Origin of the sequence: Fodinibius saliphilus (genome assembly GCF_005869845.1) — a bacterium.
In the GTDB taxonomy this organism is placed as follows: domain Bacteria; phylum Bacteroidota; class Rhodothermia; order Balneolales; family Balneolaceae; genus Fodinibius; species Fodinibius saliphilus.
Genome location: NZ_VAWF01000002.1, coordinates 190,876 through 206,423, shown reverse-complemented (window position 1 = coordinate 206,423; position 15,548 = coordinate 190,876). Strand labels below are relative to the sequence as shown.

16 protein-coding genes are annotated in these 15,548 nt (G+C 44.0%); 1 reads left to right on the top strand and 15 read right to left on the bottom strand.

What is annotated here, in order from left to right; genetic code table 11:
* Positions 1–4: 4 nt before the first annotated feature.
* From FCN14_RS08970 to FCN14_RS08920, 10 genes are all read right to left on the bottom strand, one after another.
* Entirely contained in the window at positions 5–1,231 is a 1,227-nt protein-coding gene (locus tag FCN14_RS08970; protein WP_138430941.1) for an efflux RND transporter periplasmic adaptor subunit, read from the bottom strand.
* A gap of 18 nt (positions 1,232–1,249) precedes the next feature.
* Entirely contained in the window at positions 1,250–2,524 is a 1,275-nt protein-coding gene (locus tag FCN14_RS08965) for a TolC family protein (RefSeq protein ID WP_138430940.1), read from the bottom strand.
* Between the two features lie 50 nt (positions 2,525–2,574).
* Positions 2,575–3,921: a HAMP domain-containing sensor histidine kinase gene (locus FCN14_RS08960; protein ID WP_138430939.1), complete on the bottom strand. Its 1,347-nt coding sequence runs from the start codon at positions 3,919–3,921 to the stop codon at positions 2,575–2,577.
* Positions 3,878–4,567 (bottom strand): response regulator transcription factor, encoded by a 690-nt coding sequence (locus FCN14_RS08955; RefSeq protein ID WP_138430938.1) that lies wholly within the window; start codon positions 4,565–4,567, stop codon positions 3,878–3,880. The genes FCN14_RS08960 and FCN14_RS08955 overlap by 44 nt, the downstream gene beginning before the upstream one ends.
* Positions 4,568–5,436: 869 nt before the next feature.
* Entirely contained in the window at positions 5,437–7,386 is a 1,950-nt protein-coding gene (locus tag FCN14_RS08945; RefSeq protein WP_138430937.1) for a heavy metal translocating P-type ATPase, read from the bottom strand.
* A 12-nt stretch (positions 7,387–7,398) separates the two neighbouring features.
* Positions 7,399–7,623 (bottom strand): heavy-metal-associated domain-containing protein, encoded by a 225-nt coding sequence (locus tag FCN14_RS08940; RefSeq protein WP_138430936.1) that lies wholly within the window; start codon positions 7,621–7,623, stop codon positions 7,399–7,401.
* 89 nt (positions 7,624–7,712) lie between these two features.
* Positions 7,713–8,315, bottom strand: coding sequence for a DUF6448 family protein (locus FCN14_RS08935; RefSeq protein WP_138430935.1), 603 nt, complete (start codon positions 8,313–8,315; stop codon positions 7,713–7,715).
* Between the two features lie 165 nt (positions 8,316–8,480).
* Entirely contained in the window at positions 8,481–9,230 is a 750-nt protein-coding gene (locus FCN14_RS08930) for a Crp/Fnr family transcriptional regulator (protein ID WP_138430934.1), read from the bottom strand.
* A 20-nt stretch (positions 9,231–9,250) separates the two neighbouring features.
* On the bottom strand, positions 9,251–9,781 hold the full coding sequence (locus tag FCN14_RS08925; protein ID WP_138430933.1) for a helix-turn-helix transcriptional regulator: 531 nt from the start codon (positions 9,779–9,781) through the stop codon (positions 9,251–9,253).
* An 11-nt stretch (positions 9,782–9,792) separates the two neighbouring features.
* A complete protein-coding gene (locus FCN14_RS08920; protein ID WP_138430932.1) occupies positions 9,793–10,539 on the bottom strand; it encodes a cytochrome b/b6 domain-containing protein in 747 nt (248 codons plus the stop codon).
* Between the two features lie 409 nt (positions 10,540–10,948).
* On the opposite strand from FCN14_RS08920, the gene FCN14_RS08915 reads away from it, so the two are divergent.
* Entirely contained in the window at positions 10,949–11,464 is a 516-nt protein-coding gene (locus FCN14_RS08915) for a hypothetical protein (RefSeq protein WP_138430931.1), read from the top strand.
* An 810-nt stretch (positions 11,465–12,274) separates the two neighbouring features.
* Here the strand turns inward: FCN14_RS08915 and FCN14_RS08910 are convergent.
* From FCN14_RS08910 to FCN14_RS08890, 5 genes are all read right to left on the bottom strand, one after another.
* On the bottom strand, positions 12,275–12,679 hold the full coding sequence (locus FCN14_RS08910) for a DoxX family protein (RefSeq protein WP_138430930.1): 405 nt from the start codon (positions 12,677–12,679) through the stop codon (positions 12,275–12,277).
* 59 nt (positions 12,680–12,738) lie between these two features.
* Complete coding sequence (locus tag FCN14_RS08905) at positions 12,739–13,230, bottom strand: VOC family protein (RefSeq protein WP_138430929.1); 492 nt, start codon at positions 13,228–13,230, stop codon at positions 12,739–12,741.
* Between the two features lie 90 nt (positions 13,231–13,320).
* Positions 13,321–13,899 carry a YceI family protein gene (locus tag FCN14_RS08900; RefSeq protein WP_138430928.1) on the bottom strand — a complete coding sequence of 193 codons (579 nt, stop codon included), beginning with the start codon at positions 13,897–13,899 and terminating at the stop codon, positions 13,321–13,323.
* Positions 13,900–13,945: 46 nt separating this feature from the next.
* Positions 13,946–14,803, bottom strand: a complete 858-nt coding sequence (locus tag FCN14_RS08895) for an SDR family oxidoreductase (protein WP_138430927.1) — start codon at positions 14,801–14,803, stop codon at positions 13,946–13,948.
* Between the two features lie 36 nt (positions 14,804–14,839).
* Positions 14,840–15,505 (bottom strand): NADPH-dependent F420 reductase, encoded by a 666-nt coding sequence (locus tag FCN14_RS08890; RefSeq protein WP_138430926.1) that lies wholly within the window; start codon positions 15,503–15,505, stop codon positions 14,840–14,842.
* Positions 15,506–15,548: the final 43 nt, after the last annotated feature.

Genomic DNA, 15,548 nt, shown 5'->3' with positions numbered 1-15,548 from the left:
TTAGTTAGTCGGCAAATTGTTCAAAACGCTCCAGTGCTTTCAGGCTGAATACCTGGGTAATGGCAATCTTTTCACCCGGTTCCAGACCTGCACTAATCACCGCACGATCCTCGGTCATTCGTTCAACCTGTACTACTCGTTTCACATATTCCCTAGGACCTTGCTGTACAAAAACCGCTGCATCCTGCGCTTCGAACTGAATAGCTGATAATGGAATGGTGAAGGTTGAATCCAGCGGTTGGGCAGCGTATTTCATCCGCACGCTCTGCCCCACAATGGGCCAGCCATTTTCGGTGGGAACAATGCTGTTGAGCACGATGGACCGATTTTCTTCATCGAGGGCGGGATTTACGGAAGTTACTTCTCCTTCAATACGCTTGCCCTGTGGAGCCCCATCTTCGGTCTTTTCGGTGATCACAACCGATGTTCCCCCTTGTACAAAAGGAGCATCGGCCGGTGACACAAAGCCACGCACAAGTACTTCGGTATTGTCGATGATATCCAGCAGTTTGTCATAAGAATTAACCGATTCGCCCAGGTCAATCAGGTGCTGGTTCAATACACCCGAAATAGGGGCATAAATGGTCAATTCTGCTTTGGGTTCAGACATAAAAGGATCCCACTCCTGTACTTCTTTGGGTGTAATACCCACTGCGCGCAGTCGCGCTAGCGAAGCATTCTGTTTAGTTTTTGCGCGTCGCAGATCGGCTTGTGCCCGTTCAAGTGCACGCTGGGGACTGATTTTTTCTTCGGTGAGTACTTTTAGCCGCTCTACCTGCTGTTGCTGATAGGTAATCTCAGCCGTAGCTTCAAGGTAGTAACCCACCAAGTTTGCATACTCCAGACTTTCCAGATCTAGCAGGGGATCACCTTTCTGGACCCGCTCTCCTTCGTGCGCATAAATTTTTGACACCCGTCCATTGATAGGGGAACTAACCACCGAAATGCCTTCCGGGGCTGCATAAACTTGCCCAGGAGCATTGATATCAAAACTGACCTGTTCGGTCTTGACAGTATAAAGCTGAATATTCAGATCCTTTGCTTGTTGCTCAGTTAATCGAACCACCTGTTCGGTTTGTTTTCCTGACAATGAGGGGGGTGTTCCCGGATCGGTTTGGATTGCCTCTTCCGCAGTCTCGGAACCACAACTGCTCATAAAAAGCATCAATCCGACAACCAGTATAGGAGAAGAAAATGATGAGTATTTAAATCGGTTTGACAGAACATTCATAATAAATCGACTGTGTTATTATTCGAATATGATATCAGATTGTAGGTACTGTTCGAGCTCAATAATCCGCAGGTAATAATCCCTTAGCGTTTCATAATAAATCTGCTGGGTTCGCAGATAGGTCCGCTGAGCTTCAAGCAGCGTCAGTAGATCCAGCTCTCCAAGCCGATAGCCCTTTTGTGTCATGGTTACAAGCTCTTTAGACTGTTCTTGTATGGATTCTCGGAAGCGTTTTATGTTGGCCTGCGTGGTCTCGTATCCATGCCAGGCCTGCTCAGCTTGTTTCTTGATTGACAACTGTTCCTCCTGAAAGCGCCACTCCTGTACGCGGTACTGTGCTTTGGACTGTTGAACCTTGTTCGATTGGTTAATTCCAAACCATAATGGGATGCTTACTCCCACTTCAAAAGCATTGAAATCAAATCCATCACCAAAATCCTGCCGGTAATATTTCAGGTTGATATCTGGCAGATATCCGCTCTTAGCCACCTTCGTCTGATAAGATGCTGCCAGCTGATCTTTGCTGATCTTCTGGAGTTGGGGATGCTGCTGCAACTGTTGTAATACCTCATCCTGGTTGATGTTCACTGCTACATATTGTAGTGTATCCGGAAAACTGATTTCGTAGGTCTGTTCTTCCTCATCAAGCCCAATGGTCTCAAAAAGGTTATAGCGCGCGTCCATGATATCTTGGTAGGATTTCTGCATGCTGTTTTGAGCTTCAGTCAGCTGAAGGTCGGCCTGCATCGCGTCAATTTCGGATGATTCCCCGAGATCGGCCCGAGACCGTGCTGCATTTCTCATGCTCTTGAATAAATCTACACGTTCACGTGCCAGGTGACTCGATTCGATTGCATAAGCCAGTTGGGTATAGGCCGACTTTACATCAGCTTTAAGCTGAAGCCTCATTGCCTGCAGCTCTAATTCCATGGCACTGGTATTGGCATCTTCACTTTTGAAGTTGTAATAACCGGTAAGCGGAAAGTCCAGTGACTGCGAGACAACCCACCGTTGCTCGGCAAATGATCTCTGTCCAATACCTTCTTTAGCGTAGGTTACTTCCGGATTACTGATACCCAAACTCAACGGCTGTTGTTGTCGCTGAGCGACAATCCGATTTTTGAGCTGATTGATTTTGGGATTGTGCTGGTAGGCGATCTCAAGGGCTTTATCGACGCTTAAGCTATTAAGATCAGTTGTATCCGACGGGGCTATTTGAAATGAGATCAGGAGTGCTAAAACTACAGAAAAAATCATTTCGCTTATTTTGACCGTTACCGCGCAATAGCGCATAGTTTTGTTACAGTCAAAATCTATAAAGGAAATCTGTAGAGAATATGGATTCAGAAATGGAGGCTAATTTTAGCACCGGAACCATTCTTTTTTTCGGCCAGATAGCCAAAACCGTGGAGCTTGCAAATGCTCTTTACAAGCGACAAGCCCAGTCCGGTCCCATTGTTGTTACCTAATTTATTGGAAATATTCTGTCCCTTTTTAAATCGGTCAAACAACGATTCTTTGAGCTCTTCTGGTATTCCGGGCCCCTCATCAATGATTGATAATGATTCATGCTCTTGCCCACCTTTTGTACGAATGGTAATGGTCGATTGCTCAGGAGAAAACTTCACCGCATTCTGTATAATATTATAAATGGCCGACTGAATTAGCTCTTTATTCCCCTTTACAGCAATCTGAGTATTAAAGTCTTTCTGAACCGTGATCTTCTTCAATCCGATAAAGTCACCCAGCTCTTCGAGTACCTCTTCAGTTACTGCATTAATATTCACCTGTTCATCAAGTTCGTATTGTTTGTTTTCTATCCTGCTGATCATCAACAGCGCATTACTGAGACGACTCAATCGAACGGCAGTTTGCTGGATTTCACTGGCTGCTTTTAGTGTCTGCGGATCACATTTATCCGAGTTAGATAAAATTTTCTCGGCCTTTTGTCGGATTATTGACAAGGGGGTTAGTAACTCGTGTGAGGCATTCTGGATAAACTTTTTCTGTTCCTCAAATGAAGACCGTATCTGGTCCATCATTGTATTTAGGGCATCATTCAATACCTGCACTTCATAAGTGGTGGAACTCGGAAATCGCTCATCAAAATCAGTAGGATCAGAAATGGTTTCCAGAATATCCACAGTATCATAAAAAGGCGTTAAGATACGGTCAAATACCATCTGGTTGACCAGGTATAGCAGTAGAATCCATATCAACAAGCCTGCAAGTACACTTATCAGTATCGTCATACTGATGTTTTGCCAGGCCGCTACCTCCTCATAAATTTTCACTGTGTAAAAACGATCGTTAACCGATATAGTCGTGGCCAGCCTGCGATAAGACTCTGGCCCCACCTCATTCGGATTCCGTACCGTATCTATGGTGGCAAACTCATTGGTGTTAAGTTTTACATCCCCTCCATAGGGATAAATATCGATCCACTCGTACGAACCCAGTCCTCCCAGATTCTTTATTTGATCAAGGCTTGCCGGATCCCCCTCTGCCTGATTCATAAGGTCAATTTTGTGCTGTAGCAGATGGTTATCCAGCTCATCGTACACCGTATCGTTTACCAGGTAATACATACCAACGCTGGTAAGAAGGAAAATAATTACGGAGAGGACCAAGTTGCTAAGCAGTATCTTATTGTTGAGATTCATGAACCCCCAACTTATATCCCACGCCATACACTGTTTCGATCAAGTCCGGTGCTTCAGCTTGTGAGAGCTTTTTTCTCAAGTTTTTCATATGCGAATTGATAAAATCCAGCGAAAATCGATCATCAATTTTACTGCCCCAGATATGCTCGGCCAAGGCAATGCGGGTAATCGTTTTATTCTTATTCAAAGCGAGGTAACGCAAGATTTTATATTCCGTCTCTGTCAGCTCAAGCTTATGATCGTCATACCGCACTTCCATATGATTGAGATTAAGAAGCAGCTTTTCCACCTCAATTTCATTTTCATTGATTTTAAACCGCCGGCGCAAAACCGCATGAATACGGGCGCGCAGCTCAGCCATAGCAAAAGGCTTGGCCAGGTAATCATCGCTGCCCAATTCCAGTCCTTTCACTTTGTCTTCAACTTCACCACGGGCAGTAAGAATAACCACAGCCGTTTCATCATAATACTTCTTGATCATCTTCAGCAGCTCCAGTCCGTTGCCGTCGGGGAGCCCCAGATCAAGTAGTACCAAATCATACTCGTCACCCGCTACCAGGTCACGGGCTTCCTGCAGTGTTTCGGAACAGTCAACGCTGAACTGCTCCTCCAGCAGATGCTCTTCCAGCTCTTCATTCAGTAATGGTTCATCTTCGACGATCAATGCACGCATTGTCCTATGACTTATTAAGTATCAGCCCATAAGTTACTAAACAAATATGTAGAAAGTGTGGATTAGCTATAGTACTTCATAAGCCCAGACCCACTGGTTTAAAGGTTATGGAGTAGTCTAGGCTTAGAAATATTTGGATTGAGTGAGACTAAGGCTGGACAATATTATGGGAAGACTGACTGCTGAGAATGATTTGAAACGATTAGATTACAGAAAGCCAGGTATAATAGTTTTCTGTTGTAAATTTATTATTTGATGTCGTACTACTTGTGTGACCGGCTCAGACATTGTTGAGCCAAGAAGGTTCTAAAAGAAGATGGCCTTCCTAGTTAGGATAAAATGAAACTAAAATAGAAAGTGCTCGCCAAGAAGTTGCGGACACTTTACTTGAGTACGCCTGGGAAGACTCCAACACCCACCCTTTTGGTCGAAGCCAAACGATCTATCCAATTGAGCTAAAGGCGCTTACAGAAATTCATTTCCCGAAATTATAATGCCAATCTATGTAAAAATCTTTCAACAATAGTAACAGTGGATATATCAGCATTTCCTTTCAAATGAGCCACAATTTTATCTTATTGTGATCCGAAGCCAGTACGAAATATTCTTCTGCGTGAAATGGGTCACAATTTTGGAATTTCATGTAGTACTATTTGTGGTACCGAAGAGGAAGGATGGGAAAACCTTTCCCGAAAAAGTCATGCATCATCTCCAATGCATTTAGTAATTAAATTATTTTGGATTTTTTTCAACCTTATACGAAAATTCTTTTGCTTAAATCGGAACAGATGGGAGTTTCGTTTTGAGTAATCTGGCTAACTAGAGAATAATACTATTTTATGATTTGTTGAGGTCACTTAATTTACCGATTAAATCCATCTTAGCCTCATGCCATTAAGGATTACCGCCATTACAGATAGTTCATGAACGAGCATTCCGCTTGCCATATGAACGGAATCGGTAAATACCCCAGTTAATAGGGCCGTGACTGTCACCAGTGCAATCACTACATTCTGGCGAATATTACTTAGTGTTTTTGATGACAGCCGGAGTGCCTCTGGAATATTCATCAGGTCGTCGGACATTAGAGCAATATCGGCTGTTTCTATCGCTACATCGGTGCCAGCTGCCCCCATGGCAATGCCGATGTCGGCTGAGGCAAGGGCGGGAGCATCGTTGATGCCGTCGCCGATCATCGCTACTTGGTGACCTTGCTCTTGCATTTCAAGGATGATATCGTTTTTGTCTTCCGGCAGGATGCCTGCATGCACCTCCGTGATCCCTGCCGCTTCGGCAATGGCTTCAGCCGCGGCCAGGGCATCACCGGTAAGCATCGCGATGCGTTCAATGCTATTTTCACGGAATTTTGATATCATTTTTGGGGCATCCGGGCGCATTTGATCGGCTATCCCAATTGCTCCAAGAAGTTCGTTGTTACGTGCTACCAACACAACCGAACGTCCTTGGTTGGTCAGATTCTGAATTTTCTTATTAATGCCTTCTCTAATGGATATTCCCTGTTGCTGCAGAAACTCGGCTTTTCCTACATAAATATGATTATTACCCAATATAGCCTCAATTCCAAGCCCGGTATGTGATTCAAATTGGTCGGGCTCCGGGATACGGTTTGATTGTTCTTCGGCCAGAATAGCCTCCGCCAACGGATGTTCAGAGACCGATTCGGCTACAGAAGCCCAATAAAGAAGTTTTTCCCCTTCCGATGGGAGTGATTCCCTATTTTGATCAGACAAAGAAACCGTATGTACTTCCTCAAATTCTTCCTCCTGATCAACCCCGGCAAAAGTGGTTGCCTTTGAAAAGTGAATGATCTCGGTGATACTCGGTTTACCCGCTGTCAATGTACCGGTTTTATCCAAGGTAATGGCCGTAACTTTCCCAGCATTTTCTAGGTATTGACCACCTTTGATAAGAATTCCTTTTTTTGCTGCATTACCGATACCCGTTATGACAGAAATTGGGGTTGATATCACAAGTGCTCCCGGGCATCCGATCACCAATAATGTTAAGGCCATCTCCAAGTTCCACGTAAACAGGTAGGAGGCGATGCTTAATCCCACTATACCGGGCGTGTACCAGCTTGCAAATCGTTCGATGAAACGCTGCGTAGGAGCCTTTTCTTCTTGGGCTTCCTCGACGCGTTGTATGATTTTGGCCAGCGTGGTGTCGGCACCTGACTTGGACGCACGCACGTAAATACGGCCGTTTTTATTGATTGTTCCCGTATACACTTCTGATCCGCTTTGCTTCTCAGCCGGTATGGGCTCTCCGGTAATCGCGCTTTCGTCTATCGAAGTAGTGCCGGACTCCACTATACCGTCCACCGGAATTTTTGATCCGGGCTTAACCAGCACCTGCATTCCTTGTTTCACTTGTCGGGCCGGAATTTCTCTTCGCTCACCATCTTTTACGACGATCGCTGTTTCCGGTGCCATATTGATGAGCTCTTTTAGGGTATCTCGGGTTTTGCTCATGGTCCTTGCTTCCAGCCACCCTCCGAGCAAAAATAGAAATGTTACGGCCGACGCTTCCCAGTACACACCAATGGCAAGGCCACCTGTTGCAGCAATGGTTACCAGTAGCTCAATATTAGTATGAAGGTTCCGCAATCCCTGCCAGGCCCGGCGGACGATTTCAAATCCGGCCGTCAGTGTTGCTAGAAGCATCAAGGTGTTAAATGACCAAGCCGAGATCCAAAAGAAATTAACGACCCACCCGGTAGTGATGAGCAGGCCGCTGACGATCAGTAGTGCTTTCTTCCGTGTTGTTGCATTACGCAATAGCATTTGCAGTGACTTCATAATCTTGTGGATTTAAAACTGAGAGACTCTCGCTTCGTATCCTGACTTGGCGATGATTTTAACCAGGTTCTCATCGGATACAGTTTCAGGATCATGTTCTACCTCTATGCGTCCGGTATTGAAATGAACCTTGGCTGCGGATACACCCTCCGTGTTATTCAAATTGGATTCAATATTATCTACGCATGTAGGGCAACTTAGTTCATCACTTCGCAATATTGTTTTTGTTGTAGTCATATAAACTTTGTCTTTAATTTTTGATTTGTTTGCCTGTTGGTGAGTACCTGCCAGGGGATCTAAACCTGACAGGTCTCTGGCAATATGGTTTACTCTCCGACGCCGTGGGGTGGACCGGCCTGTATGTTTTGATACAGTTTGTGGACATATACAATATACCGTACATAAGCGTCAACCCACTCGCGGCCGGCTTCAACGTTGTTATCCTTATTGTTTTTGGCTTCCATAGCTTTGGAATAAAGTTCCGAGGCTTTCTTCTGGATTTCGTTCGCCAGCATGTCGGTAACAGGGGCCAGTTCGCCTGAGGCAAGTGCTTGTTCGGCTATCCGAATATCTTTCGAGCTTTGTTGAGCGGGTTTTAGACCGGTAAAGGGCATCCCTTCTGCCTCGCGGTGCAGTCGTACCGTCTCACTCATAAAATAGCGTTCGGCAAGTTTTTGTGATTCATTACCCTTGGTATAAATGTTCAGGCTCTGCTCAAATGTGGATTTGAGCTCCTCGGCTTGCTGATCTGTTACCCAAATGAGCGCATGAGAGATATCGCCGGTTTCAAGGGCCTTTCGGGCATCGGTCGCCACGGGACCGTTCACCCGATCGCAGTGTGCCTGACTGGTTGATACAAAGCCAAGCATAAATACTAACGCGAATATTGAAGCTAATGTGGTTTTTATATGTGATTGCAAGTATGTCATAATGAGTACCTTTTGTGTGGTTTGTCTTTTTGATTCAATCAAAAGGTAACAGGCGGCTAATAGCACTAAAATGAGCTGGATCAAGTTAGTGCAAATAAATTTTATAGAAAGGAAAGGGGTTAAATGAAAGGCAGCTTATGGAAGCAATAAATGCATAGGGAGAGATCAATCTTTAACCGAAATATGCAGCAGTTTCGGTTTGTCATTGATCGCAACCCACTGGCGACCGGAAGTAATGAGACCATCCTCTTGGAATTGACTCATAATCCTGCTGGTGGTTTCCGCAGATGTACCGGCCATGTTAGCCAGATCTTTGCGTGAAAGCGGGAGTTGTATAAGCAATCCTCGACTGTGCTTTTCACCAAATTTATTGCCCAGTGTTACAAGGATATGAGCCAACCTTTTTTTTACCGGCAAAGTGGTCAGATGCTGTATCCTTTGCCTTGATTCATTAAGGCGGTCAGCCATGATATCTAAAACCGACATAGCAACCGAGGGATACCGGCTCATGACTTCTTTAAAATCACTAATCCTGATCGAAAGGATACAAGTGGATGTTTGATTTTCTGCTGTTTCATCATAGATATCCTTGCTGCCGGCCATGGGATTTCCGAAAAAATCGCCCGGTTGCAGCATATCCAACAGTACACTTTCTCCTTCCAGGGTGTGAGCTGCTAATTTTACATTTCCCGCAACGACAACCCGAAGCATGGTTGCAGAATCACCCTGCCTGTAAATCGTTTCTCCTTTGGAATAGTGATTAGCCGTAAATTTTTTATTTACTTTGCGGAGCTGTTCTTCAGATAAATCTTGAAAAAACGGAACCATCCCTAGCTTTGCCAAGCGCAGGTCAACGGTGCAGTGATGTCCCTCTAAGGACAGGCTAGTGAGCGGAGTTTCTCTTTTGTCAGACATAGTTTGACGCTGTTATAAATTTAACCTTCTAACTTTGTTTCCTGTTTTTGAGGAGGCAATAAATCTTCAAGAAAGAAAGCAGAGAGTTCTGAACGTCCCGAAAGTCCTGACTTGGAATAGATGGCATTCGTCTGGCTTCTGACAGTTTGGGCGCTGGTCCCTCTGACCTCGGCAATTTCTTTGTTGCTTAATCCTTTCAACAACAGAAAAGTGATCTCCTTTTCAGCCTTCGTCAAGCCCCAGCAATCCAGCTGATTTTCTATTTCGACGCTCAGTCCCTTCACATATTTTTTGGACACCTGTTTCCATTTTTCAGCCTCGGCTTGCAGAACCTTCGAAAATTGTTGCTCTCTGACTAATGAGTGCTGCAACCTGAATCGCCCTCGAACTAAATAAAAAACTCCTGCCAGCGCAACAAATCCTGCGATAGCTTCAATCGAAATATGCCACAGTGCCACTCCTTCAAAATAGTCATTATAAATATCTATGGATGCCAGTACTGCTATTACAAAAAGGATAGTAGCAATAACCCATCGTTCATTGTTCTTCATGTTATTATCGCTTAATCGTCATCATTCTTTTCTTCATGGTTTTCTCCTTCGTATGGAGACTCATGTCCCTTTTCACCGAGCACCAACTCTTGTCCTAATAAATCTATAGTTTGATTCGTACTGTCGTACTTGGAATACAAATAGCCCGTCCACGTTAATGTTAGGATTAAAAATAGCATTCCGGCAACCCGTTTGCTATTCTTAATGCCGGTTTCTTCTGGCAACACTTTCTTTTTGCCATCAAGCATGCTCGACCACAGTGAATCCCGGTGCTTAATATGATGGAATATAATACCGCCGATATGGGCGATAACAGTAATCAAAAATATGTTTGCCAGCAGATCATGTGTTTCTTCATAAAAATCACTTTCACTGCCGCCCGTCATTATTACCCCGGTGATAGCTAATCCCGCAGCGCAAATAAACATGATAATTGTCGCATAGCTGGAGGCCGGATTGTGTCCTAGGTATCTTTTCGTTTTAGCGACAACGGCATCTTTTAAATATCCGAAGAATTCAGCCGGATTCATCTTAAATGATGAAAAAAGGGCATAGGTTGTTCCTACAAATCCCCAACTAATTCTCAGAATCAACATAAATCCAATTATCAGTCCCGCCGTCATGTGAAGGGTAAAGAGTGGACTTTCGTCGTCTATTATTTCGACAATGATATAAGCTCCCAAAAAGAGGAAGGCAAAAAGCCAGTGGAAAATTCGTGTCGGCCAATCATAAACCGTTGTCTTGTTATTATCTTTCATAGCTGCATTCCATTAGTTGATGGTTAACGACTTCAATATTTCAATTTGTTTCTTTCCACGCATCAAACAAATGATGTATAGGAGTATATTTTATAAGCTATGTTGTCTTAAAACGGATTTTGGTGTGAGCAGAATGAATGTTCATCAGTCATTCTACTTGACGACATATTGTATTAATATACTAGGTGTTTTCAGTAAACTGATACTCATTCTGTCGTTGCACATAACGGAAGGTTATGCAACACCTTTTTATTCAATTGGATGACCTGCAAATTTGAGAGTTAGTCAGAATTATATGACAAATGAGCAAAATAATAATGCCTGTTCTTTCTTATCGGTCCCGACATTAAATGTCTGACTCACTATTCTTTGTGCGATTAGCCTGGTAATTGGATTCTTTGGATCTTTTTTGGCATTTCTCGATGAATATGTGGTCCGTTATTTCTACATAATTGCTTACCTGACAGGCGGATATGCAGGTACGGTTCAGAGCATTAAGGCATTGATTAAATTCAAAATAAATATCGATGTCTTGATGGTTCTGGCAGCCGTTGGAGCCGTAGTAACTGGCAACTGGCTGGAGCGAGCCCCCCTGCTGTTTCTTTTTTCATTGCGTAATACATTGCAGGACTATGCGATAGGTAGAAGTCGCAGGGTGATCCGGTCGTTGATGAAACTACGTCCTGACAAGGGGCTTGTCCGTAATGAAGATGGAAGCAAAACGTACCGTGCTGTTGAAGATCTGGGCATCGGTGAGCTTATACATCCTCAAACTGAGCGAACGCATTCCCATCGACGGCCAGGTGCGGTGGGAACAGATGTCGCGCTAGAAACAGCCGATGTTGTTCTAATGACAGATGACCTTGAAAAGCTTCCCTTTGTGATTAACCTAGAAAGGACGTTGGCCATGAGGGAAGTACGCTAATAGTGGGTATTAAATGGGTTGCGTTTACTAAGGTCTTAGGATGGGACTGGTGGATATATAGTCTTAGCATTTCAAATCCTTTGAAGCATATTGACCCCAAGAGTTTATAAATTAGCTAAAAAATCGTTAAATCTATGATATCAAATACATAAAGTTTCATTTGGTTAATATCAGTCTGAAGCATCTGGGATGTAGGGTTTATGTGGTACTATATGTAGCACCAGCTTGAGAAATATTTGGGGTAGGAAAGAATAAAAATTATAATCTGTCCGCCAAAAATGACGGGCACATTGTTTGAAAGTACGCCCGAAGGGATTCGAACCCTTAACCTTCTGATCCGAAGTTAGTCCAAGCCAGTATCCCATAATATTCCATACTGGCTTTATATCTCTATAAAGTATTGCTATTCATTGATTTATCGGAAAAAACCATTGAAGAGTTGTGTTGTCCCCATGTTTTTCCGGGGACAACAATCTTGGATTGTCTGACGATGATCAGAGTAATTGCTAATATTAGGTTAATAAATGATAAGTCTGTTCGCCAATCATTGGCTGAGATACTGATTTTCTTAGTATTTCTCACGTTAGGCCTCGTCAATTTTATCGTGATTCTGATCTTGTTATTTTTTGCTCACTCATTCTAAACTGGCTTTGGTACAATGCGATGCTTTTTAAGCACAAAGCATTTATTTATTTGGCTACACACTAATGTATATAGATGGGATTCCAGAAAACTATACGTATTACAGAAAGGCATATAGATTTTACTGTGCCTGTATATTATTAGAAAACTCTTTGCCAGGTTTCACATCTATGAAGCTGAACCAATAAGCTGTGCTACAAAAGCAGGTTCTATCTCGTCATCCAACTTTTGGAATGTTGTATAAGAGACCGCTAAAACTACCAACAATACAATTGGAGTAAGTACAGCAGATATAGGATCGCCCGTTGCTGCATGAGCAATGCTGCCGGAAATCATGTTGATGGTAAAGCCAGCGTAAACCCATTCTTTAAGACGTCCTGTAAATGGTGCGAGCAATAGTATTACACCGATTATTTTGGCTATACCCAGTTCTATTCGGAAGTAATCCGGGAACCCTAGATGCTCAAAAGTTTGGGCCATATCAGGACTGGTGAAGTACATCGTGGCACTAAATAACATCATAGCACTAAATATTCCGGTGGTGATCCAATAGGTGATTTTTAATTTATTCATTGTGTTAAAAGGTATTTCTGTTATGGTTAGCTGTTGTTAAATGAGATTCAAAGTGTATTTTAATTCAATTCTTTTAGCAGATCCTGAACGTCAAGGGGGTGGGTAACCATCTTGACTGAGCTGTCCTCGGCATACTCCCATTCCTCGCGGGGTCGGTCGCGATACAGCTCCACACCATTGCCGTCAGGATCTTTGAGGTAGATCGCCTCCGATACGCCGTGATCGCTTGCCCCATCGATGGGATAGGCCTCGTCAATGAGGCGCTGTAGTATTTCAGCCAAGTCTTTGCGCGTAGGGTATAAAAAAGCAGTGTGGTAGAGTCCGGCGCTGTTGCGTGGCGCAGGTGGACCTCCTTTGCTGTGCCAAGTATTGAGTCCAATATGATGGTGATAACCACCGGCTGACAAAAATGCCGCATTCTCACCATACATGGTGGTTAGCTCAAAACCAAGCAGGTCGCGGTAAAATTCAAGGGCACGATCCAAGTCAGATACTTTCAAATGCACGTGTCCAATGCGGGTCTGGGGCGGTGTGGTATAATTGGTTTCCATAGTTCACTTTTCGTGTTACGATTTCTTTGGTGGAGATCGACAAGACCCCGAATGGTAGTCGGAGCCTTATACATCACCATGAAAGAGGTGTTAGTTTTGTAGCATAAACTCCCCGTCGGCTTTGATACGTACCTCATTGCTAATCATTGGCGGTGGAAAGCCATTGCCGAGATCAAACTCCGAGCGATCAATCGTACCGGTAATTTGGATACCGGCTTTGAGATTGCCCTGGGTCATTTTGTTTTGGATATTCCCGCGATACAACATGGTGACGGTTACCGGTTTTGTAATACCGTGCAACGTTAGATCACCAGTCAGCTTGTATCTGTTATTGCCCACTTCTTTAATACCCGTACTTTTAAACGTCATCGTAGGATACTTTTCTATATTGAAGAAGTCGGGGCTTTTGAGGTGATTATTTCGCTTTTCAACGCGCGTATCAATAGAGGCCGTTTGCACGGTTAGCTCTACCTGGGCATCACTAAAGTCCTCCTCAGATGTGTTTATGGTAACATCATAATCACCAAAATATCCCGGTACATCAGCAATTCCCAAATGGGTGACGGTGAATCCGAGCTTTGAATGCGCAGGATCTTCCACCCAGCTGTCTTGAGCAAAAACGCTCACGGGGAGAATGAAGAGTGTTAGAATAAAGGTTAGTTTTTTCATCGTATTATTTGATTTAAGGTTGGTTAGATTAAGTCGAATTGATTAATTATTGGGTTATAAACTGATTGATGAAGGTATCAAGTCCGGTAGGTTTTCGACCAAGTAGCTTCTCCATGTCATCATAGGTGAAGTCGAGCGCTCCATTGACAAAGGTTTGAGCCGTCATCACGCTCATAGCAACCTGCTCATCAGGGAGTCCGGCTTCCGTCAATGCCTGCTCAAACTCGGAAACAGAGATATCGCTGTAGCTGATCTCCTTACCGGAGGCTTCACTTAGCATGTCCGCTATTTCCGCAAGCGTATAGGATTGTTTTGAGGTAATTTCGTAGATACTGTTCTTGTGTTCTTTGGCATTGGCCAGTCCATTTGCCAGGGCCTCGGCCATCTCCGAGCGCAGTGCCAGATTGATGGCGTTGCCATCGGATGGAAATGCCCAATGGCCCGTTTCTAATGCATCGCCCAAAAAGAGCGGTAGAAACTCCATATAAAATGCGTTTCGGTAAATGGTATAGGAGATACCGGAATTTTTGATAAGCTTCTCCGTTGCTGCGTGATCAGGCGAAAGTGGACTTAACTCCTTATCTGCTTCAACAATGCTGGTATAAAAAATATGCTCGACACCAGCTTCCTTAGCGACTTGAATGACATTATTGTGTTGATCCGTTCGTCCCTTTAGCGTGCTTGAAGAAATCAATAGCAGGGTATCAATACCCTCAATAGCTTTTTCTATGGAGGGATAGTCGGTATAATCGCCGATTCTGACATCCACACCCTTCTTTTTAAGCTCACTGCCCTTTTCTTCGCTGCGGACAAGCCCGGCGATATCTGCATCGGGATTGTTCTCCAGCAAAAAGTCAATGGTTTGCGATCCTAAATGCCCGTTTGCTCCTGTGATAAGTATCATAATAGTTGTTGTACGTTTTGAATGTTAAATGTTGAATTAATTGTGAAGAATTTTCCAACCGGCCAGCCCGTTGTAATCGTTTTTGATGGTAAGCTGCATAAGTAGCAACTGCATGCGCTCCAGCGTACTACTCATCGATAGGTTTCCGGCAACGATCGGGTTAAAACCCACTGTTTTTGCCAGCTCGGTGACGGTCTGTATGGCATTCTCATCATCTCCGGCAATAAAAGCGTCTACCTGCTTGCCGCCGATAACCGGCTGTTCAAAATCGGCTTCCAAGGTAGTGTTAAATGCTTTGACTACCTTGGAGTTTGGCAGCCACTCCTGTAGCTCCTCGGCTGCACTGGTGTCGGAATCGGTGGTCAGCTCGCTAAAATCTACATCAACGGGATTAGCAATACTGATCACAATTTTTTGGGTGGCTACTTCACGTATTTTGTTGGCCAGTCCTTTTTCGGCCCCGTGGGGAACAGCCAAAATAATAATATCGGCCTCCCAGCTGGATTCATGAGGGCAGTTCATAGATTCTACATCTGCCTCTGGATGGTCCTTAAGGATTTCCTCATGTAATGAACCCAACTGTTCGGAATTTCTGTCAAAAAGAAGAAGTCGGTAGTTACCACCGGCAATACTTTTGGCAATGGCGGAGCCCATGTTTCCACCGGCTCCGATAATCGCGATGGTTTGCTTGGTAATAGGCATAATCAGTGTGTTTCTGTTTGCAGGTTCATTTTGTTACCGTAAA

What these genes read in the sequence shown, in the direction of transcription:
- FCN14_RS08970 (WP_138430941.1), bottom strand. Translation starts at nt 1,231, where the DNA reads ATGAATGTTCTGTCAAACCGATTTAAATACTCATCATTTTCTTCTCCT.
- FCN14_RS08965 (WP_138430940.1), bottom strand. Translation starts at nt 2,524, where the DNA reads ATGCGCTATTGCGCGGTAACGGTCAAAATAAGCGAAATGATTTTTTCT.
- FCN14_RS08960 (WP_138430939.1), bottom strand. Translation starts at nt 3,921, where the DNA reads ATGGCGTGGGATATAAGTTGGGGGTTCATGAATCTCAACAATAAGATA.
- FCN14_RS08955 (WP_138430938.1), bottom strand. Translation starts at nt 4,567, where the DNA reads ATGCGTGCATTGATCGTCGAAGATGAACCATTACTGAATGAAGAGCTG.
- FCN14_RS08945 (WP_138430937.1), bottom strand. Translation starts at nt 7,386, where the DNA reads ATGAAGTCACTGCAAATGCTATTGCGTAATGCAACAACACGGAAGAAA.
- FCN14_RS08940 (WP_138430936.1), bottom strand. Translation starts at nt 7,623, where the DNA reads ATGACTACAACAAAAACAATATTGCGAAGTGATGAACTAAGTTGCCCT.
- FCN14_RS08935 (WP_138430935.1), bottom strand. Translation starts at nt 8,315, where the DNA reads ATGACATACTTGCAATCACATATAAAAACCACATTAGCTTCAATATTC.
- FCN14_RS08930 (WP_138430934.1), bottom strand. Translation starts at nt 9,230, where the DNA reads ATGTCTGACAAAAGAGAAACTCCGCTCACTAGCCTGTCCTTAGAGGGA.
- FCN14_RS08925 (WP_138430933.1), bottom strand. Translation starts at nt 9,781, where the DNA reads ATGAAGAACAATGAACGATGGGTTATTGCTACTATCCTTTTTGTAATA.
- FCN14_RS08920 (WP_138430932.1), bottom strand. Translation starts at nt 10,539, where the DNA reads ATGAAAGATAATAACAAGACAACGGTTTATGATTGGCCGACACGAATT.
- FCN14_RS08910 (WP_138430930.1), bottom strand. Translation starts at nt 12,679, where the DNA reads ATGAATAAATTAAAAATCACCTATTGGATCACCACCGGAATATTTAGT.
- FCN14_RS08905 (WP_138430929.1), bottom strand. Translation starts at nt 13,230, where the DNA reads ATGGAAACCAATTATACCACACCGCCCCAGACCCGCATTGGACACGTG.
- FCN14_RS08900 (WP_138430928.1), bottom strand. Translation starts at nt 13,899, where the DNA reads ATGAAAAAACTAACCTTTATTCTAACACTCTTCATTCTCCCCGTGAGC.
- FCN14_RS08895 (WP_138430927.1), bottom strand. Translation starts at nt 14,803, where the DNA reads ATGATACTTATCACAGGAGCAAACGGGCATTTAGGATCGCAAACCATT.
- FCN14_RS08890 (WP_138430926.1), bottom strand. Translation starts at nt 15,505, where the DNA reads ATGCCTATTACCAAGCAAACCATCGCGATTATCGGAGCCGGTGGAAAC.